The sequence below is a fragment of the Nocardia sp. NBC_01329 genome, assembly GCF_035956715.1.
In the GTDB taxonomy this organism is placed as follows: domain Bacteria; phylum Actinomycetota; class Actinomycetes; order Mycobacteriales; family Mycobacteriaceae; genus Nocardia.
This window is the reverse complement of the sequence record NZ_CP108381.1, coordinates 3,305,412-3,324,560: the sequence shown is the minus strand read 5'-3', so window position 1 is coordinate 3,324,560 and position 19,149 is coordinate 3,305,412. Positions and strand designations below refer to the sequence as shown.

21 protein-coding genes are annotated in these 19,149 nt (G+C 67.1%); 9 read left to right on the top strand and 12 right to left on the bottom strand.

The features are described 5' to 3' along the window. Positions 1-110: 110 nt before the first annotated feature. From catC to catA, 3 genes are read right to left on the bottom strand one after another with little or no spacing between them, the layout of a single operon-like run. Complete coding sequence (gene catC / locus OG405_RS14970) at positions 111-401, bottom strand: muconolactone Delta-isomerase (protein WP_327147116.1); 291 nt, start codon at positions 399-401, stop codon at positions 111-113. Positions 402-412: 11 nt separating this feature from the next. Then, positions 413-1,534: a muconate/chloromuconate family cycloisomerase gene (locus OG405_RS14965; RefSeq protein ID WP_327147115.1), complete on the bottom strand. Its 1,122-nt coding sequence runs from the start codon at positions 1,532-1,534 to the stop codon at positions 413-415. A 30-nt stretch (positions 1,535-1,564) separates the two neighbouring features. Then, the gene (gene catA, locus OG405_RS14960) at positions 1,565-2,413 is read right to left on the bottom strand and encodes a catechol 1,2-dioxygenase (RefSeq protein ID WP_327147114.1); all 849 of its coding nucleotides are present in this window, start codon (positions 2,411-2,413) and stop codon (positions 1,565-1,567) included. A gap of 126 nt (positions 2,414-2,539) precedes the next feature. Between catA and OG405_RS14955 the strand changes: the two genes are divergently transcribed. Next, a complete protein-coding gene (locus tag OG405_RS14955; protein ID WP_327147113.1) occupies positions 2,540-3,310 on the top strand; it encodes an IclR family transcriptional regulator domain-containing protein in 771 nt (256 codons plus the stop codon). A gap of 6 nt (positions 3,311-3,316) precedes the next feature. On the opposite strand, the gene OG405_RS14950 is transcribed toward OG405_RS14955, so the two are convergent. The 6 genes from OG405_RS14950 to OG405_RS14925 form a co-directional block, all read right to left on the bottom strand. Next, positions 3,317-3,937: a response regulator transcription factor gene (locus tag OG405_RS14950; protein WP_327147112.1), complete on the bottom strand. Its 621-nt coding sequence runs from the start codon at positions 3,935-3,937 to the stop codon at positions 3,317-3,319. Between the two features lie 152 nt (positions 3,938-4,089). Beyond that, positions 4,090-4,647 (bottom strand): nuclear transport factor 2 family protein, encoded by a 558-nt coding sequence (locus OG405_RS14945; protein WP_327147111.1) that lies wholly within the window; start codon positions 4,645-4,647, stop codon positions 4,090-4,092. Next, positions 4,644-5,930 carry an amidase gene (locus OG405_RS14940; RefSeq protein ID WP_327147110.1) on the bottom strand — a complete coding sequence of 429 codons (1,287 nt, stop codon included), beginning with the start codon at positions 5,928-5,930 and terminating at the stop codon, positions 4,644-4,646. The genes OG405_RS14945 and OG405_RS14940 overlap by 4 nt, the downstream gene beginning before the upstream one ends. Continuing rightward, complete coding sequence (locus OG405_RS14935) at positions 5,927-6,196, bottom strand: hypothetical protein (protein WP_327147109.1); 270 nt, start codon at positions 6,194-6,196, stop codon at positions 5,927-5,929. Before OG405_RS14935 ends, OG405_RS14940 begins: the two co-directional genes overlap by 4 nt. Then, entirely contained in the window at positions 6,172-6,729 is a 558-nt protein-coding gene (locus tag OG405_RS14930; RefSeq protein ID WP_327147108.1) for a flavin reductase, read from the bottom strand. The genes OG405_RS14935 and OG405_RS14930 overlap by 25 nt, the downstream gene beginning before the upstream one ends. A gap of 66 nt (positions 6,730-6,795) precedes the next feature. Next, on the bottom strand, positions 6,796-8,289 hold the full coding sequence (locus tag OG405_RS14925) for a PAS domain-containing sensor histidine kinase (protein WP_327147107.1): 1,494 nt from the start codon (positions 8,287-8,289) through the stop codon (positions 6,796-6,798). 170 nt (positions 8,290-8,459) lie between these two features. On the opposite strand from OG405_RS14925, the gene OG405_RS14920 reads away from it, so the two are divergent. The 8 genes from OG405_RS14920 to OG405_RS14885 all read left to right on the top strand — a co-directional run bounded on the left by OG405_RS14920 (position 8,460) and on the right by OG405_RS14885 (position 15,497). Then, positions 8,460-9,620 (top strand): acyl-CoA dehydrogenase family protein, encoded by a 1,161-nt coding sequence (locus OG405_RS14920; RefSeq protein WP_327147105.1) that lies wholly within the window; start codon positions 8,460-8,462, stop codon positions 9,618-9,620. Positions 9,621-9,651: 31 nt separating this feature from the next. Further along, a complete protein-coding gene (locus tag OG405_RS14915; RefSeq protein WP_327147104.1) occupies positions 9,652-10,017 on the top strand; it encodes a hypothetical protein in 366 nt (121 codons plus the stop codon). Positions 10,018-10,037: 20 nt separating this feature from the next. Further along, complete coding sequence (locus OG405_RS14910) at positions 10,038-11,330, top strand: aromatic ring-hydroxylating oxygenase subunit alpha (RefSeq protein ID WP_327147103.1); 1,293 nt, start codon at positions 10,038-10,040, stop codon at positions 11,328-11,330. Further along, entirely contained in the window at positions 11,323-11,835 is a 513-nt protein-coding gene (locus OG405_RS14905; RefSeq protein ID WP_327147102.1) for an aromatic-ring-hydroxylating dioxygenase subunit beta, read from the top strand. Before OG405_RS14910 ends, OG405_RS14905 begins: the two co-directional genes overlap by 8 nt. After that, entirely contained in the window at positions 11,832-12,572 is a 741-nt protein-coding gene (locus tag OG405_RS14900; protein ID WP_327147101.1) for an SDR family NAD(P)-dependent oxidoreductase, read from the top strand. The genes OG405_RS14905 and OG405_RS14900 overlap by 4 nt, the downstream gene beginning before the upstream one ends. A 9-nt stretch (positions 12,573-12,581) precedes the next feature. Next, positions 12,582-13,538, top strand: a complete 957-nt coding sequence (locus OG405_RS14895) for a PDR/VanB family oxidoreductase (protein ID WP_327147100.1) — start codon at positions 12,582-12,584, stop codon at positions 13,536-13,538. A 115-nt stretch (positions 13,539-13,653) separates the two neighbouring features. Continuing rightward, positions 13,654-13,953 (top strand): DUF485 domain-containing protein, encoded by a 300-nt coding sequence (locus tag OG405_RS14890; protein WP_327147099.1) that lies wholly within the window; start codon positions 13,654-13,656, stop codon positions 13,951-13,953. Beyond that, the gene (locus OG405_RS14885; protein WP_327147098.1) at positions 13,950-15,497 is read left to right on the top strand and encodes a solute symporter family protein; all 1,548 of its coding nucleotides are present in this window, start codon (positions 13,950-13,952) and stop codon (positions 15,495-15,497) included. The genes OG405_RS14890 and OG405_RS14885 overlap by 4 nt, the downstream gene beginning before the upstream one ends. A 67-nt stretch (positions 15,498-15,564) precedes the next feature. Here the strand turns inward: OG405_RS14885 and OG405_RS14880 are convergent, their stop codons facing one another. Genes OG405_RS14880 through OG405_RS14870 form a run of 3 tightly spaced genes read right to left on the bottom strand, consistent with a single transcriptional unit; the run spans position 15,565 to position 19,131 of the window. Continuing rightward, the gene (locus OG405_RS14880; RefSeq protein WP_327147097.1) at positions 15,565-16,980 is read right to left on the bottom strand and encodes an MFS transporter; all 1,416 of its coding nucleotides are present in this window, start codon (positions 16,978-16,980) and stop codon (positions 15,565-15,567) included. Between the two features lie 13 nt (positions 16,981-16,993). Next, positions 16,994-18,034 carry a 3-hydroxybutyryl-CoA dehydrogenase gene (locus tag OG405_RS14875; RefSeq protein ID WP_327147096.1) on the bottom strand — a complete coding sequence of 347 codons (1,041 nt, stop codon included), beginning with the start codon at positions 18,032-18,034 and terminating at the stop codon, positions 16,994-16,996. Then, on the bottom strand, positions 18,031-19,131 hold the full coding sequence (locus OG405_RS14870) for an NAD/NADP-dependent octopine/nopaline dehydrogenase family protein (protein ID WP_327147095.1): 1,101 nt from the start codon (positions 19,129-19,131) through the stop codon (positions 18,031-18,033). The genes OG405_RS14875 and OG405_RS14870 overlap by 4 nt, the downstream gene beginning before the upstream one ends. Positions 19,132-19,149: the final 18 nt, after the last annotated feature.

Sequence of the window (19,149 nt, the reverse complement as noted above, 5' to 3'; positions counted from 1 at the left end):
GCGACATGCACAGTGGCATCCCGGTGCCCGCCGGTGCCGACCGGCTCGGCGGGGTGAACCCGAGCCACCCCGCCGGCCACGAGCCGTCGCAATCGGTACGGGGCCGGTGGTCAGGCCGCCGGTTCGATCGCGGAGGGGTGGGTGGTGAGCGGCATGATATCGATCGTCATGTAGGGGAAAAGCGGGAGGTTCCACAGGATTTCGTGGAGTTCGTCGGGGGAGTCGACGGCGAAGACGCTGATGTTGCTGTACTGGCCGACGATGCGCCAGATATGCACCCACTTCCCGGCCCGCTGGAGCTCTTGTGAGTACTTCTTCTCGCGGGTGACGATGTCGGTGCGGACAGCCTCGTCGAGGTCGCGGGGGATATCGACGTCCATCCGGACGTGGTAGAGGTTCATACGTTCCGTTCCTAGGTCCGGGTCCACCGTTTGACGGCGTCCATGTTCAGTTCCACCCCGAGCCCGGGGCCGGACGGCAGGTGGACCTGCCCGTCGCTGTAGTGCAGCGGTTGCTGTAGCAGTTCCTCGCTGAACAGCAGCGGTCCGAAGAGTTCGGTGCCGAAATCGATTCCGGGTTCGGCGCAGGCGAAATGGATGGAGGCGGCGGTGCCGATCGGGCCCTCGATCGACGTGGCCCCGTGGCAGGCAAGGCCCGCGGCGCGGGCGACGGCGACGACCTCGCGGCTGCGGCGCAGGCCGCCGCATTTGGTGGTTTTGACCGCGATCACGTCGGCGGCGCCGCGGCGGGCGACCTCCAGGGCGTCGTGCGGGGTGTGCACGCTTTCGTCGGCCATCACCGGGATCGGCAGCAGCGCGTTCAGTTCCGCCAGTACTTCCAGTTGCTCACCGGGGGTGGGCTGTTCGATCAGCTGGATACCGCCGTCGGCCAGCCAGGGTAGATAACGCAGGGCGGTGAGCCGGTCCCAGCGTGCGTTGACGTCTACCCGAACTCCGGCCTGTCCGGAGAGGGCCTCGGTCACCCGCAGCACGCGGTCGGTATCGGTGGCCGGGTCGAGTGCGCCCATTTTGAGTTTGAAGCTGAAGTGCCGGCGGTTCTCGATCTTGTCCTGGGCTTCGGCGATGATCTCCTCGACCGGCGCCGACCCCAGCGCCCAGGTGACGTCCACGCTGGAGCGGAATGCCCCGCCCAGCAGCGTGTGTACCGGGACGTCGAGGCAGCGGGCCCAAGCGTCGTGCAGGGCGACGTCGACGGCGGCCTTGGCGAAGCGGGCCGCGGCCACGACCCGCTCGATATCGGCCATGATGCCGGTGATCTCGTCGACCCGGCGACCCAGCAGCACCGGGACCATGTACCGCTCGACGATGGCCTGCATGGTCTCGACCGATTCACCGCCCCACCAGGGGCCGCCGGGGACCACGCCCTCGCCGTAGCCGGTGACGCCACCGCTGGTGGTGATCCCGACCAGCAGGAGGGGCTGGGCGTCCATCGAGGTGGTGGCGAATTTGTGTGGGCGCACCAGCGGCACATCCAGGATGCTGGTCTCGACCGAGACGATCGACAGGTCTGACATCGAAACTCTTTCTCGCGGCGGCGAAATGATTCAGGCGGGGTCCAGCGCGAAGTCGTAGGTGACGCGGTTGACGCCGTCGTCGCCGGTAACCGGGTCGAGAATCAGTTCCGGTTTGGTGGCAGACGCGACATCGCTGTCGATCCATTCGCCGCCGCGGAAATAGAGCTGGGTGGTCACCGGTTCCCGGCCGGGGGCCGAGACGATGAGGTGCAGATGCGCCGGCCGCCACGGGTGGCCGTTCTGCGCGGTGATGAACGCGCCGGTGGGGCCGTCGGTCGGGATTCGGTAGGGCGCCGGCTGGATGGTGCGGATCGAATACCGGCCCTCGGTGTCGGCGATGATGATTCCGCGCAGGTTCCATTCCGGCAGGTGGGGGGCGAACTGCGAGTAGAAGCCCTCGGCGTCGGCGTGCCACAGTTCGATCTTCGCGCCGCCGAGGCCGTTGCCGTCGAGATCGGTGATCTGGCCGGAGAAGACCAACGGTGTCTGCTCGCGGTCCTCGGTGCGCATCGGCAACTCGCATTCGGCCGGCAGTTCCGGTGCGTCCGGGACGTAGTAGGGCCCCTCGATACTGCCCTTGGTGCCTTTGCGGCTGCTCGCCAGCACTTCCTCTACCGCGTGTTCGATGAAGACGTCGAGGAACAGCGGCCATTCGCCGCCCTCGCCCACGTCGATCAGCCACTGCTTGAACACGCGGTACTCGGGATAGGTGACACCGTGCTCGAGGATCACGGCGTGCAGCGCGCTCAGCGCGTCGCGGGCGATGGCCGCCAGGCGCTCCGGGGAGGTATCGGATGTGGCCCGCTCGCCTTTGAACTTGTCGGTGGCGGCGGTACCCGAGCCGAGCGCGGTGGGGGAAACGGATTCGGTGGTGGTCATATCGAACTCCTCGGAGGAACCGGGGGAAGAGTGCAGTACGCTATGCGTACTGACTTGACGCAATGCGTACCGATTACTGTGCGCGTGGTCACTTGGTTTGTCAAGAAGGGAACGGGATCGGGTCGTATGAGCGAGAACGAGCGCGATTACATCCAGAGCATCGAGCGGGGTTTCGCCGTGCTGACCGCGTTCGACAGCGACCGGCCGAATCCCACACTGGCCGAGCTCGCACACGCCACCGGGCTGGCCAAACCGGTGGTCCGCCGTATCCTGCTGACCCTGCAGCGGCTCGGTTACGTGGCCGGCTCCGGTCCGCGCTGGACGCTCACGCCCCGCGTACTGAGCATCGGGCAGCACTACTCGGCGACCCACGCGCTGCTCGAACAAGCCATGCCACATCTGCTCGCGGTGGCCGACGAGCTGCATGAATCCGCCTCGCTCGGCGTCCTCGACGGCGCTGAGGTGGTGTATGCCGCGCGGGTACCGGTGCGCCGGATCATGAGCATCAATGTCTCGGTCGGCACCCGCGTACCGGCCTATGCGACCTCCATGGGCCGTGCGCTGCTGGCGTGGGCGCCACCGGCGACGCTCGACGAGGTGATCGCCCGCACCGAGTTCCGCCCGCTGACCACCACGACGATCACCGACGCCGGACAGCTCGAGCGCGAACTCGCTCTCGTCCGGGAGAAAGGCTATGCGCTCACCTCCGAAGAGCTGGAGAAAGGACTGATTTCGATCGCCGTTCCGGTGCGGGACCAGTCCGGCGGGGTGGTCGCGGTGATCGCCTGCTCTACGTCCACCGGCCGGACGACGGCCGAGGATTTCGAGCGCACCGCGGGTCCCTGTGTGTCCGCGGCGGCCGGTGAACTCAGCCGCAGTCTCGGGTGGACGCCCTGACCCGGATCAGACCGTGACCCGGTAGGCGAGGATGTCGCGGACCAGCGTGCCCAGGCTCTCGGCGCCGGTTTTCGCCTTTATCCGGGCCCGGTGCACATCGACGGTTTTGACGCTGGTCCCGAGCCGGCTGGCGATCTGCTGGCTGGACCTACCCTCGATGACCAGGTGCAGCACTTCCCGTTCGCGTGGGGTGAGACCGGCCAGCCGTCGCTGGACCCGCAGGCGTTCGGCGCGCTCCGCGAAGGCCCGGCCGGCGGCCAGTAGCTGCTCCTGCACCACCTCGAGCATGCGCTGCGGCTCGTAGGGTTTCTCCAGGAAATCGACTGCCCCGGCGCGTAAGGCACGCACCGACATCGGAATGTCCCCGTGTGCGGAGCAGAAGATAACTGGCGCGGGGTAGTCGCGCCGGTTGAGTTCCTCCTGCAACTGGAATCCGCTCAAACCGGGCATCCGGACATCGACGATGACGACACCGGCCTCGTCCAAATCGGCCTCCTCGAGGAAGGAGGCCGCCGTGGCGTAGGTCAGCGCGTCGATCCCGACGCTCTGCAGCAGGAACGCCAGGGATTGGCGCAGGTCCTCGTCGTCGTCGACGATATGGACGACGGGGGAGGGCCTATCATTCATGCCCTGTCCATGAGGCATGGGCGGGGGCCCCGCGTGGTAACGCTTGGCTGACGCCTCCGGGCCGGACCCGCTCATGCCTGTCGATTCTACTGGGGCGCAGGTCGGCGGTGCGCTTGCGTAATCGCCGGGCGCATACCTGGTTGGCAACTGGATCACGGCTTCATCAGTACCGAACCGGCCGGGAAACTGTCCGCGAAGGCGTGCGGCAGCGGGGCGACGAAGACGTTCTCGGTGCGCGTGCGGGTGATCTTCCAGGAGCCGTCCACCCGGCGGAAAGTATTGTTGAGCCGGCTCGAACGCAGAAGTCCGGTGCCGTCGGAATACAGCCACGGTTGCATGTGGATCCATTGCCCGGCAGCCGAATCGCCGTCCACTTGAATCTGTTCGGCGGTGAGGTAGTGCGCGTTGAGCACCAGGACGGGATCGCGGTCCGGATCCCAGAATTTCTCGAAATGGGCGCGGATGGCGTCGCGCCCGGCGAGTCGGCCGAACTGGCCGTCGTAGTACTCGCCGACGCCCTCCCAGACCGCGTCCTCGGCGTAGAGCTCGATGATGAGGTCGATCCGGTGCGCATCATCGGTGACCCCGAACTCGGGGCAGGGGGTATCGCACAGGAACATGTAGCGGGCCTGCACCCGCCGTATCTCGGCCTCGCCCTCCAGGGTCTCGATCCGGCGGGTCAACCGCTCGATGGTTTCGCTCTCGGTCATGACGTCCTCCCGTCGACGATGGGGGTGGTGCGGGCCTGGATCCACGAAGCTGTCCGGAGCAGCGCCGCCTCCGACTGCGGTGGGCCGATCACCTGGACGCCGAGTGGCAGGCCCTGCGGTGTGCGCAGGCCGGGGACGGTGACCACGGGCAAACCGAGTGCTTGCCAGGCGCGGCTGAGGACGGGATCGCCGGTGGCGGCCAGACCGGCTGGCGCGGGGCCGGGAGCTGCGGGTCCGATCACGGCGTCGTAACCGGCGAACAGATCCAGCACCTCGCGCCGGGTGCGGGCGACGATCTCGCAGGCTTGGTCGTAGTCGCGGCGGTCGGTGGCGGCACCGGTGCGCAGCAGTTCGGCCAGCGGTGCGCTCAACGCGTCGGCGTGCGCGAGTTCGGTGGCGCGGGTGCGCGCGGCCTCATAGGCCATGACCACCCGGTGCGCGGCGGTGGTATCGGCGACGGCCTGTTCGGCAGCGAAATCGGTGACGGTGGCGCCGTCCGCGCGCAACCGTTCTCGCAGCGCCGCGATCGCGTCGGCCATGACGGGCTGCACAGCGTCCAGCGGTGCCGCAGCCCAGAACGCCACCCGGGGCGGCCGCGAGGAGGTGGCCGACGAGTCGGGCACCCCGCGCAGCGCCGCCCAGGCGCACGCCAGGTCGCGGACCTGCGCGGCGTAGTAGCCGTGGCTGTCGAGGCTGTGCGCAAGCCCGGTCACACCGGTCGTGGGCAGGAGGTCCCGTGTCATGACCAAGGCCGCGACCCCGCAGTAGGCGGCGGGGCGGGTTACCGAGGCCGCGGTCTGCGAACCGAGTGCCAGCGGCACCTGACCCGCGGCGACCGCGGCGGCCGATCCGCTCGACGAACCACCGGGTGTATGGTCCGGCGCGGCCGGGTTGCGGGTGGGACCCGGAGCGAAATACGCGAATTCGGTAGTGACCGTTTTGCCGGCGGGAAGAGCCCCCGCGGCCCGCCACAGCCGGACTATCTCCGCATCCTGAGCTACCGGTTCGCTGTCCCCGCGCAGCGCCGAACCGCACCGGGTGGGGTATCCGGCGACATCGATGATGTCTTTCACACCGAGCGGAACTCCGCCCAACGGTCCACTCGGCGTAGGGAACTCGGGCCGTGGGCCACGGGTGACCCAGGCGGCGAGGGTGTCCTCGGTAGCGGTGATCCGGGCGGCCGAGCGTTCCCATGCTGCCGCGGAGTCGGTGCGCCCGGCGGCGATGTCGTCGACCAGATCGCGTAAAGACCATGGGGCAGAAAAAGATTCGGAGAAGGTCATGATTCCACCCACATCGCATCGGCCGTCCAGTAGTCCATGCCCGCGGCGCTCACCGCGTGCCGCCACTCGGAGGTGCGGCGCAGGCCGGGTTCCGCCACCGCGGTGATCCGGTCGGCGGCGTCCGGGCCGTCTTCTGGGACCTGCCAGTGCACCCAGTTGAGTTCGCGCCCCTCGGCGTCGTGCAAGAACAGGTCGACGTGGCGCCAGCCGTAGCCGTGGGTGTCGCGGTAACACATCAGCGTCATACGGTGGTTCGCGTCGTCCATCCGGTGTTCTCCTGCTCGGGGTGCGATCGATGGTCGAGGCCGATGCTGTGGAAGCGCCGCTGGAAATAGACGAGCGCGCCGGTGTTCTCGCGGACATCGACGCGCTCCACACTCACCAGGAAGATCGAGTGCGAACCCTGGACGTGATCGCTGATGATCCGGCCGACGACCCGTGCCGCCGCGGTCTTCAACATCGGGATGTCCTCGGTATCGTGGTCCCACACCGGCCATTCGAATCGTTCGGCCATGGGAACCCCGGTGGCACCGGCGAAATGCCCGGCCAATTCCTCATCGGAAGAACTCAGAATGTTTACGCAGAGCCGCTGATTCCGGCGGAAGATCGCGTGGGTGTAGCTGGACTGGTTGACGCACACGATCATCGTGGGCGGTGCGTCGGTCACCGAGCACACCGCACTGACCGTGATGCCCGCGCGACCACTCGGTCCGTTGGTGGTGACAACGTTGACTGCCGCCGAAAGATTCGACATCGCAGCCCGGAAGTCACGCTGCTCGCCGGTCAATTGCTTGGTCATGCCATCGACGCTACGAGTGATCTACGCCTCGAGGTATCGAGATTTCCTTCGGGTGCGCTGAAGGTTTTACTTATTCGCGCCGGGCCTGGGCAGCACGAAACCGAATACGGATCCGCCGCCGTCCGCGGGCCGGCACCAGATGCTTCCGTGCTGGCGGGTGATGATCCGATAACTCAAGGCCAGCCCGATTCCACTGCCGTGGGATTTCGAGGTGAACGACTCCAGGAACGGATCCTGGGGCACGCCGCGGCCGTGATCGCGGACGGTGAAACATCCCTCCCCGTTTCGAGCCGCGGTGCTGAGCACGATACGCCGGGAATCGGGCGGGCACTGTGCCATTTCGTCGATGGCGTTGGCGCACAGATTGACGATGACCTGCCCGGTGAGCACCCGCTCGCACCGTATTTCGACCGGATCGGCGGAGAGCTCCAACTCGACAAGTACCCCGTTCTGCTCCGCGCGTAACCGCACGAAGTACAGGCATTCGGCGACGATCTCGTTCAGGTCGGCTACTTGGTCGACCTGCTCCAGATGGCCGACGAACGCACGCAAGGTGGAGACGATGGTCGCGGCTCGGTCGATCTGTTTGCGAGCCGCGTCCAGCCCGAACGCGACGCGGTGGTCGAGGCCCGCACCGGCGGGCAGATGTGAACGGATTCCCGCGATGTAGTTACCGGCGGCCGCCAGCGGCTGGCCCAGTTCATGGGCGATCGCCATCGCCATATCGCCCATGGCGTTGTAGCGGGCCAGATAGTTCTCGCGCCGGAGTTCGAGCCCGCGTTTCTCCTCGTCGCGGACCCGCTCGGAAACGTCGTGCACGAGCATGAGATAAGCGGGCACCCCGGCTTCGTCCAGTCGTTCCAGGCTGCCGTCCAGCCAGGACGTGGACCCGTCGGGCCGGTCGATCTCGAGCCGCACCGAGGCGACCGGTTCGGCGTCGGCGGCCACCACTGCCCATTCGGTGCGCCGCCCGTCGCGGTGCAGATGCGCATACCGGCTGAGCCGCGGCCCGGCCGGCAGTTCGACGGCCGGGTCCAGCCCGAGGCGGGTGAGTGCGGTATCGGTGGCGAAGCGGATCTCGCCGGCCTCGTCCAGGACGAACGCCATGGTGGACGTGTGCCGGGCCAGAGCGTCCACATAGGTGGTGGTCAGCCGCAGCGCGCGTTCGGTGCGTTGCTCGCGTTCGATATCGCGGAATTGCACCATCACCGCGGGGCCCTGCGCGAGTTCGAGCCGGGTGGCCACCGCGTCGGTCGGGATGATCCGCCCCGATTTGGACCGGTAGTGCCATTCGATCCGCCTGGTGCCGTGCTCGACGGCGTCCTGGAGCCAGGCGCGCCCGATCACGCGGTCGTACTGCTGGGCGGAACTACTCATATCGTGGGCCTTCAACGGCCGAATCTCGGCGAGATCGAAACCGAGCATCGCGCACGCCGCCGGGTTCGCCCAGAGAATGTTCTTGGTCGCGGCGTCGTGCACCAGTACGCACACCTCGGTGGCATTCATCATGGTGACGAAATCCGAGACGACCAGTTCGGGAGCTCGCGGATCGACGGACATCGCGCCAGCGTAGCTTTTCCGAACTGTCGGTCCGCGATCGTCGCGGGGGCCGCTGAAGGTTTTCCTTACAGAGGTGGTGGTTCACACTCGCTCGGGCGCGGGCATTACCGATGTTCGTGTGATCGCGATCTCCTTACCGTCGAAGAACAGCCCATCGACGACAGGAGCAGGTGATCGTGACCACCTCGCAAGCAACGGTCCGGTCCGCGACCGGCGCGGCGAACCTCGACGATATCCTCGCCGAGCTCGCCGTGCGGCGACAGGAGTTCGGCGAGCAGAAATACGTGCCGCGGGATTTCGTCGCGCGGCTCAAAGAAGCCGGCGTCTATCGGGCCGCGACACCGCGCCGCTTCGGCGGTGAACCACTGGCGCCCGCCGAGTTCCTGCGCATCGTCGAACGCATCTCCGTCGTGGACGGCTCCACCGGCTGGGTGGCCAGCTTCGGCTCGGCACTGGTCTATCTCGCGGCGCTGCCGCTGGACACCCAGGCCGCCCTGTACGCGGACAGCCCCGACGTGGTGTTCGCCGGCGGGCTGTTCCCCATCCAGCCGGCCCCCGAGGCCGAGGGCGGCTTCCGGATCGACGGCCGGTGGAAATTCGCCAGCGGATGCATGGGCGCCGATGTGCTCGGCGTCGGCATACCCGGCGACGCGAGCACCGACGGCAAGCCGCGCACCGCGATACTGCGGCCCGAGCAGGTGGAGATCGTCCAGGACTGGGACGTGATCGGCATGCTCGGCACCGGCTCGTTCGATCTGGTAGTGCGAGATGTGGTGGTACCGCGGGAGTGGACTTTCATTCGCGGCGGCGAACCGACCGTGGACGAGCCGCTGTACCGGTATCCGGCCATCGCCTATGCCGCCCAGGTGCTGGCAGTGGTCGGCGCCGGAGTGGCCCGGGCAGCCCTCGACTACGCCGTCGAGATCGGGGCCGGCCGGGCGGGGATCACCGGTGCGCCCAAGCTCGCCGACCGCCCCTACTACCGGACCGCAGTCGCCCAGGCCGAAGCCGATCTGCGCTCCGCTCGCGCCTACTTCTACGAGATCACCGAAGAGGTGTGGGAGACGGTGCTGCGCGGTGATCCGGCCACCGCCGAGCAGAACGCCCACCTGCGGCTCGCGGCGAATCATATCGCCGCCACTGCCGCTTCGGTGGTGAACCGGCTCGTCGAGATCTCCGGTACCGCCGCCATCTTCCACGGCCACCCCCTCCAGCAGTGGGCCGGCGATGCGCTGGTCCCGCAGCAGCACGCCTTTCTGGGACCGGGCATGGTCGACGCCGCCGGCGCCGTCCTGATGGGGCAGCCCCCCACCGTGCCCGGATTCCGCTGACCGACAGCCATTTTCGACGACAGGAACTCCCGTGACCGACAGTCCGCTGCGCGTTCTCTTCTGTATCGGCATCAACCAGAACTTCTTCGACCTCCCCGAGGGCGGTGTCACCACCGGCGACGTGTGGACCGCCTTCGTCGCCCTGATGGACGGCATCAAAGCCCTCGACGGTATCGACTTCATCGGCGATATCGACGACGACTCCACCATGGTCGGGCCGTCCGACAGCTGGCCGTGGACCTGCTATCTGCTCGCCGACGCCGACAGCCACGACACCGTCAAGGCCGCCTGCAACCTGGTCCGCACCATACCGGTCGGCACGAGCGACTGGAAGCTCTGGAAGTTCGTGAAGATCGAAGCCCGGATCGGGCGCGCGCTCACCCCACGCCAGTACTGACCAACCCGCCAGGAGGCATCATGACCGCGGACAGCGCAGCGCTCCCGCACCGGGCACCCGCCGATCTGGTCCGCGAGGACCGGGTGGCGGCCCGGATGTACACCGACCCGGAGATCTTCGAGCAGGAAATCACCAGGATCTTCGAGAGCACGTGGATCTGGGTCGCCCACGAATCCGAACTTCCGACACCCGGCAGTTTCAAATCCACTCATGTGGGCCGCCAGCCGGTGATCGTGACCCGCAATCGCAAAGGACAGCTCAATACCCTGCTCAATCGCTGTCGGCATCGCGGCGCCAGCATCTGCGAGCAGAAGCAGGGCGTCGCCAACGGCTTCACCTGCCCCTATCACGCCTGGTCCTACAGCTTGGACGGCCAGCTGCGCGGGATCCCGTATCCCGACGGCTACGAGGGGGTGATGGAGAAGGGTGATCTGTCGCTGAAGAAACTGCGCACGGAATCCTACGGCGGCATGGTGTTCGCCACCTTCAACGCCGATATCGAACCGCTCGCGGACTTCCTGGGCGATGCGAAGCTCTGGATCGACCGGTTCATGAAACAGGGCGGCGGCTATCCGATCAAGGTGTTGGGCACCCACCGGTTCTCTTTCCACGGAAACTGGAAGATCCAGCTGGAGAACACCACCGACGGCTACCACTTCCCGATCGTGCACCGCTCCTGGATGGCCTCGGTCGACGCCGAAACCGCCGACATGATGTCGTTCATGACCGACCCGGCGGCGGTCACCCACGACCTCGGCAACGGGCACAGCGTCATGCAGATGGTGCCCGAACACGCCGATCTGGACGCCGACGACGGCAACGAACCGTTGCAGGCCCGCTTCGACGACCTGATCGCCGAGCTGAAGGCCACCGGCCTCGACGACGCCGCCGTCCGGAAACTGGTGCGCGCCATGCACGGCACCGGATTCAACCTCAACCTGTTCCCGAACGTGTCCATGTCCGCGGCCTTCTTCCGCGTCCTGCGCCCGATCTCGGCCGACGAGACCACGATCGAGCATGTGGCCATCGGCCCCGATGGTCCCGCCGAGATCGTGAATCCGGTCAACCGGGCCCGGCTGCGGGTGCACGAACACTTCCAGGGCCCCTTCGGCTTCGGCACCCCTGACGATGCCGAGGGCTGGGACCGGGTACAGCGCGGCGCCCGGGCCGACCCCGATATGCCGATCCTGGTCAACCGCGGCCTCGCCCGCGAGAAGCCGAGCCCCGAGGGCTGGCCCACCTCCCATGTCACCGACGAGACCGGAATGCGCGCCGCGTATCAGCAGTGGAAGCAGATGATGAGCGATGACTGACACTCGCACCGCGCCGGCGGTGTTCACCGACAGCCGGGTCGCGCGGGCGATCGAGCTGATCTGGCGCGAAGCCGAACTGCTCGACGGCAAGGACTATCACGCCTGGCAGGAGCTCTACACCGCTGACGCCCACTACGTGGTACCGATCGATCGCGGCACCGACGATTTCGACGACAGCCTGAACATGATCTACGACGACGCCCGCATGCGCGGCATGCGCGTCGTGCGGATGACCGAGGGTTATGCCATCGCCGCCGTCGACTCCGCCGTCACCACCCGCACCGTCTCCCGCTTCGTCCCGGCGAACGTCACCGACGACGAGGTACAGCTGCGGGCCGCCCAGATCCTCATCGCCTACAAACGGGGCCGCCACGATATCTGGGCAGGCGACGTCGAGTACCGCATCCGGCTCGGTGCGACGCCGGCCGACGACCGGATCACTCTCAAGGTGATCCGGCTGGTCGACAGCGAAGACGCGGTGCCCGCCGCGGGATTCCTGCTGTGACCGCGCCGGTAGCCGTGGTGACCGGCGGCGCGGGCGGTCTCGGCGCGCATATCGTCCGCCGGCTGCACGCCGGTGGGCATACCGTCGCGATCGCCGACCTGGACGGAACCGCCGCCGCCGCGCTGGCCGCCGAACTCGACGGCGCGGTCGGCGCACGAGGCTACGCCGCCGATGTCGCGGACAAGGGCTCGCTGGAGAAGCTGCTCGCCACCGTGGTCGCGGACTTCGGCGGAGTGCAAGTGCTGGTGAACAATGCCGCGCGCACCCAGGCCCGGCCGCTGCTGGAGATCACCCCCGACGAACTCGACAGCGTGATGGCCGTCGGGTTCCGTGGCACGTTCCAGGCCTGCCAGCTGTTCGGCACGCATATGGCCGCCCAGGGGTACGGCCGGATCGTGAATATGGCCTCGCTCGCCGGGCAGAACGGCGGCACCGCCACCGGCGGGCACTATGCCTCCGCCAAGGGGGCGGTCATCTCACTGACCAAGGTGTTCGCCCGCGAGCTGGCCGCCTCCGGGGTCACGGTGAACGCCGTATCGCCCGGCCCGCAGGATTCGCCGGTGGTGCACGACATCGTCGGCGCGGACAACCTCGAAACTTTCGCCCGATCCATTCCCGTCGGGCGTCTCGGCGATCCGGCCTTCATCGCCGAGATGGTCGCCCTGCTCGCGTCACCGGCCGCCGCGTCGGTCACCGGGGCATGCTGGGACGCCAACGGCGGTCTCTACATGCGTTAGGAGCTCCCCGTGGCCGATATCAAAGTGATCGTCGCCGAAATCGTTGCGGAAACAGCGGATATCCGCTCGCTGCGCCTGGTACAGGAGAACGGTGCGCCCCTGGGCCCCTATCGTGCCGGCGCGCATATCGATGTCACCGGACCGACCGGCATACTCCGGCAGTATTCGCTGTGCGGACCGCCCGCGGAGGCCGCATCGCTGACGATCGCGGTGAAACGGGAGCCGGAATCTCGTGGCGGCTCGGCGGCGCTGCACGAGCTGGGTGAAGGCGACATCATCGAGATCGGGGAACCGCGCAATATTCTCACCGTCGCACCGGACGCCGACCGACATGTGCTGATCGCCGCCGGTATCGGCGTCACCCCGCTGCTGAGCATGGCCTACGAATTGCATTCCGCCGGTGCGGAGTTCACGCTGGCCTATTTCACCCGCAGCCGGGCCGAAACCGCCTTCCTCGACTTTCTGGAAAACCGCGCAGAGTTCTGTGACCGGGTGCAGCTGCACATCGGGTGCACCCGCAACGAACAGCGCACCGCGCTGGCAGGGGTGGCCGCCGGCCTGACCGGTGGAAGCGCGGTATACACCTGCGGGCCCGCCGGGTTCATGGACACGGTCGCCGAGTTCGTGACACCGGTGGTCGGCGACGGCAATATCCACATCGAACATTTCGAGGCGGCCGAGGTCGACACGTCCGGAGATACCGCTTTCACCGTCGAGCTGGATACCGGTGAGAGTTTCGAAATCCCCGCGAACCGGTCGATCCTTTCGGTACTCGAAGAAAACGGTATCGATGTCTTCAAATCCTGTGAGGAAGGAATCTGTGGTTCCTGCGTTTCGAACGTCCTCGAAGGTGAGCCGGAGCATCGCGACAACTGCCTGTCCGCCGCGGACAAGGCCGCCGGTGACCAGATGGCGCTCTGCGTCTCTCGGGCGAAAACCCGTAAACTGCTGATCGAATTGATCTGACGCGCTCGGCCGGAATAAAGGTATTCCGTATTCGTACGGGGAATTCTTCCGATGTTCCACCTCACATCGCCGCCTTTAGCGTGTAGTAAATCACACAGCCGAAAGACGATGCCCAATGGAACATTCTCACTCCGATCCCGCCGCGCCCGAAGGGAATTCCGGTCTCGAAAAGCTTGCCCGGGAACGCGCCCGTCTGGTGTTCCGGCTCAGCGCGGTGGTCCTTCTCCTGTTCTTCCCACTGCCCATCCTGGGCGGATTCACCTCCCTCCTGGACACGGTGGTGGCCGGCGGCGTGACCGTCGCCTGGCTCTATGCCTTCTTCCAGTTCGCCGTGGCCATCGTGGTGGCCCGCTACTACATGGCTCGGGCCGCTGAGCTCGAGGCCCGCGTCGCACAGGAAGGCGCCCGCACATGAACCTCGTCTCCGCCTCGCTGTTCGCGGCCCTGGTCGCGGTGACCCTGCTGATCACCGCCTGGGCCGCCAGGCAGAACAAATCCGCCGCCGACCACTATGTCGCCGGGGGCGCGCTCACCGGCCGGCAGAACGGTGTCGCCATCGCCGGAGATTTCATCTCCGCCGCATCGTTCCTCGGTGTCACCGGAGCCATCGCGCTCACCGGGTTCAACGGCTTCTACCTTGCTGTATTCGTCCCCATCGCGTTCGTGCTGGCGCTGCTGCTCATCGCCGAACCGCTGCGTAATCTCGGCCGCTTCACTCTGGCCGATGTGCTGGCCACCCGATTCCCGGGTAAGGACGTCCGCTCGCTGATGGCGGTCAGCACTGTCGTGATCAGCGTGGTCTACCTGGTTTCCCAGCTGGTGGGCGCGGCGCTGCTGGTCTCGTTGTTGTTCGACCTAGACTACGCGGTCGCGGTGCTGATCATCGGCGCGCTCACCACCGCCTACACCCTGGTCGGCGGCATGCTGGCGACCAGCTGGATCCAGATCATCAAGACCGGTCTGCTGCTCGTCTGTGCGGTGGTGCTGTTCGTCCTCGTGCTGCTGCGTTTCGACTTCAACCCGTTCGGTCCGTTCAGTACCGCGCTCGCCGAGTTCGGTCAGCAGTTCGTCGCCCCGCAGCGCTCCGGTGACGCGGCGTCGTTCGACCAGTTGTCGCAGACTGTCGGGCTGGTGCTCGGCGTCCTCGGCCTGCCGCATGTGATGATCCGGTTCCTCACCGTGCCGAACGCGCAGCAGGCCCGCACGTCGGCCTACACCTCCATCTGGATCTTCTTCGGTTTCTACCTGATGATCCCGGTACTCGGTTACGGCGCCGCCGTGCTCGTCGGCCCCGACGAGATCACCGCGGAGAACAAGGGCGGCAACCTCGCCGTCGCGCAGCTCGCCGAAACCCTGGGCGGCGGGGTACTGCTCGCCTTCGTAGCGGCGGTCGCGTTCGTGACCATTCTGGCCGCGCTGTCGGGGCTGGTCATCGCGACCTCCGGCGCCATCGCGCACGACCTGTACGGCCAGGTGCTGCGCAACGGGAAGGTATCGCCCACCGCTCAGCATCGCGCGGCCCGGATCGCCACGGTCGCCACCTGCCTGGTCGGTGTCGGGATCGCCTTCGCCGCGCAACGGCAGAATGTGGCGTTCCTCGCCTCGCTCGGTATGTCCATCGCTGCCTGCGCCAACCTGCCGGCGCTGCTGCTGACGCTGTACTGGCGCCGGATGACCGCTCGCGCGGTGATCTCCGGCATCGTGACCGGCCTGGTCCTGTCCGTCGCGGTGATCCTGCTCAGCCCCGCTGTGCAGGGCGCGGATTCGCTCCTGCCGTTCTCCAACCCGGCGCTGGCGGTGGCGCCGGTCTCCTTCCTGGTCTCCATCCTGGTGGCGCTTGCCGGTGCCCCGAGGGGCGACGAGGCCGCGGCGGCCGCCACCGTGTTCCGCTCGCTACGCATCCGCGCCCTGACCGGTCGTACGACGGAACCGCCTGCGGTAGAGCGTATTCCGGTCTGAGGGTGTTGCGTCGATGCCGGCCACTTCGCGATGAGGGGTGGCCGGCATCGACGTGAGGGTTGCGTGTTCACTTACTGAATTGCTCCAGTGGTGCCGCGTCGGCGGGCAGCCCGCCGAGGCCACCTCGGTCACCTTTGCCCGCGTACCCGCTGAGCCGCATCCGCAACGATTTCCCGACCGCCAGCGGAGCGGTCTCCTTGCCTTTCAGCAGCGCGACCAGGCTGACCAGCATGAGCGCCGCGGCGTAGAAGCCGACCGGCACTACACTGCCGGTACCGCTGACGATCCGGTTCGCGACCATCGGCGCGATACCGCCGCCGACCACCGCTCCCATCTGGTACCCGATACCTACGCCGCTGTACCGCTGGGCCACCGGGAATTGCTCGGCGAACATGGTGAACATCGGCCCGTACACGAACCCGGTCAAGGTGAAGCCGATACAGATCACCGTGATACAAGCCAGGAACGAGCCGTGGGCGGTCACCCAGAACAGCACCGGAGCGAAGAGCGTGGCCGAAGCCATTCCGAAGCCGATCACCGGTTTACGGCCCAGCCTGTCGGACAGATGGCTGCCGAGTACCACCGTCGCGGCATGGCAGGCGAGGGCGAGGGTGATTCCCCAGACCACGTGCGAACGCGAGAAGCCCCGGCCCGGGTCGGGTTCGGTCAGGAAGGACAACATGAAGGTGAACAGCAGGAATGCGTAGCAGTTCTGGCCGATGTTGATGCCGGCGGCGCGGAGCAGTCCGCGCCAATCCTGCCGCACTACCGCCAGGCCACGGGAGGCCGGCGGCTCCGTGCCGGAACTCGCGTCGGCGAAGTCCGGGGTCTCGGCGATCCGCATCCGCGTCCAGATACCGATGACCAGAACGACGCCGCCCACCAGGAACGGAATGCGCCAGCCCCATGCGATCACCTGTTCCATCGGGAGCAGGAGCACCAGCGCGAAGGCGGTATTGGCCAGGATCGCGCCGACCGGCGACCCGAGCGTGACGAAGCATCCGTAGAGCCCGCGGCGCGACGGCGGTGCATGCTCGGCCGCCAGCAGAACTGCGCCGCCGATCTCACCGCCGCGCGAGATTCCGTGCAGCATCCGGAGGAAGATGAGTATCAACGGGGCAGCGAGACCGATCGCCCGGGAATCGGGCACCAGACCCATGATCAACGTGGCCGAGCCCATCAAGATGAAGGCCGTGGTGAGCGCTGTGCGCCGGCCGAACCGGTCCCCGTAGTGCCCGAAGATCACCGCGCCCACCGGCGCCATGACGAACCCGATCGCGAAGGTGGCGAAACCGAGGAAGGTGCCGAACCAGGGGTCGTCGGTGTTGAAATACACCTTGTTGAACACCAGTGCCGTGGCGGTGCCGTAAATCGCGAAGTCGTAGAACTCGAGGATGGTGCCGACCCCGGAGGCGACCGCCAATTTCATCGGGCGCTCGCGCGTAGTAGTGGAATCGAGCTCGGGTGTATCGAGAGCTGTCACAGCCTTCTCCTCATCAGTTCTGTGACCCGCGGGCTGGGCGTGTCGATTGAGCTCCCGCGGCCGCCCGGACTGCGTCCCGCGGGAGATCGTTGTATCTGTGTAGTTGTCCTGTTGCTTCGAGGACCTGCGCGAAGGCCGCAATGCGTTGTGCCTGGTAGCTGGCCGACGCTGCGGGCTCGACGTCGTAGAAGCCGGCCCCGCCGTTGTTGCCGCGGCGTCCGGATACCATCTTCTGCTCGATCAGAGGCGCGGGCCCGAAGCGCTCGCCGAGTTCGTCGCGCAGATAGTTGGAGGCGTGGAACAGAGTGTCGCATCCGCCCCAGTCGATGAACTCGAGCAGGCCGAGCACGGCGAATCGTGATCCGAATCCGATCCGGACAGCACGGTCGATTTCCGTGGCGCTGGCTACGCCCTCCTCGACCATTCGGGCGGCTTCGTTCATCACGAGTGCCTGCAGTCGCGGCACGATGTAGCCCGGCGACGCGGCACAGACCACCGGTGTCTTGCCGACCGCCGACAACAGGTCGCAGGTCGCCTCGACCGCCGCCGGTGTTGTCTCGGAACTGGGGCTCACCTCGACCAACGGCATCAGATCGGCGGGGTTCAGCCAGTGGGCGTTGAGCAGCCGCTCCGGACGCGCGACAAATTCAGCGAGGCGACTCACCAGGAAACTCGAGGTGGTCGAAGCGATGGGCGTATCCCCACCGACTGCCGACTCGATCCACGACAGGGTCGCTCGCTTGATATCGAGTATCTCCGGCACCGCCTCGAAGACGAGGCCGGTATCCGCCATGGCCGCGGTCGCGCCCGCCCGGCTCACCACCCGGACCCGGTCGAACACCCCCGGAAGGTCGGATTGGGCCAACAGCCCGAGGCGGACTTTCTGCTCCAGCGACGTCCGGATCGCGGCGCGGGCCGCCGCCAGATACGCATCGGCCTCATTGCCGCGTTCGCGCAGATCGACGACGGTCACGTCGACCTTCCCGAAAGCGAGGGCGGCCGCTATGCCCTGGCCCATGCGGCCCGCGCCGACCACCGCGACGGCCGCCGTCACAGCGAGAACCCTTCGCGAAGAACCTGTTTCATTCCTTCGCGGTCCAGCTCGCCGAGTCCCAGTGCGGCCAGCGTCCGGCCGCCGCTGCCCGGTGACCGGCCGGTGATCGCGCCCGCGATCGCGAGGAGGCCGCTCGCCACCGGTGTCGGTACCCCGGCCCAGTGGCCGACCGAGGTCAGCAGCGCGAGTCCGATCTCGACATCCTCGGTCATGTACCGGTGGGTGTGCAGGTCGATGTTCTCGCGCCAGTCGCCGCTGTCGGTGAGCTTCTCGTGCGCGGCGTTGCCGTACATCCATTCCTCGCCGTCCGGTGTGTAGTGGTCCGCGAGGGGGAAATGCGGCGCGCTGTACCCGAGCGCAGTGCGGAGGGCGATGCGCTCGGCATCCAGCGCGGTGGTGACCCGGCGGATGGCATCCTGGGTGCCTTCGTTGTGGATGTCCCAGGCCGCGAAGTGCTCCAGCGGGCCGGCGTTCATCAGGATCAGCGGTGGGTGGATGATCGGACCCGCATTCATCAACGCCCCGCTCAGCGCGTCCTCGACCGGCTCGACCGGATAGATCTTCGCCAGCACTGCCAGCGCTCGCTCGCTGTCGTGTGCGGGGAAAACTCCAGTGGGCAGCCGGGTGGCGTAGCCGCTCACCACGACGCGGCTGTCGCCGTGCTTGCGCGCGAGGTAGGGAAGGGTCCCGGTCTCGGCGAAGGCAACCTTGGCAGGATTACCGGCGGCGGCCGCCGCCCGCGCGAAGATCACCGAACCGAAGCTGCCCGGCGGCAGGTACACCACCTGCCCGTCGGTCAGGTGCGGCGCTATTCGTTCGGCGAGGTCGGGGTGGGAGAAAGCAGGGATCGGCACGATGATGACCTCCGCGCCGGAAACAGCACGACCGAGATCGGCTTCGACGGTGATCCCGCGCTCGGTACCGATCGGCAGCACATGATGCCCGCGGTGGTCCTCGACCCGAATCTCTCCCGCATCGAGCAGCGGTGCGAAAGCACTGTGATCACGCCGCCACCAGCTGACGTCGTGTCCTTTTCCGCTCATATCGGCCGCTGCCGCATACGAGCCGTGTCCACCGCCGACAACCGTGATCTTCATTTCCGATAACCTCCTCGA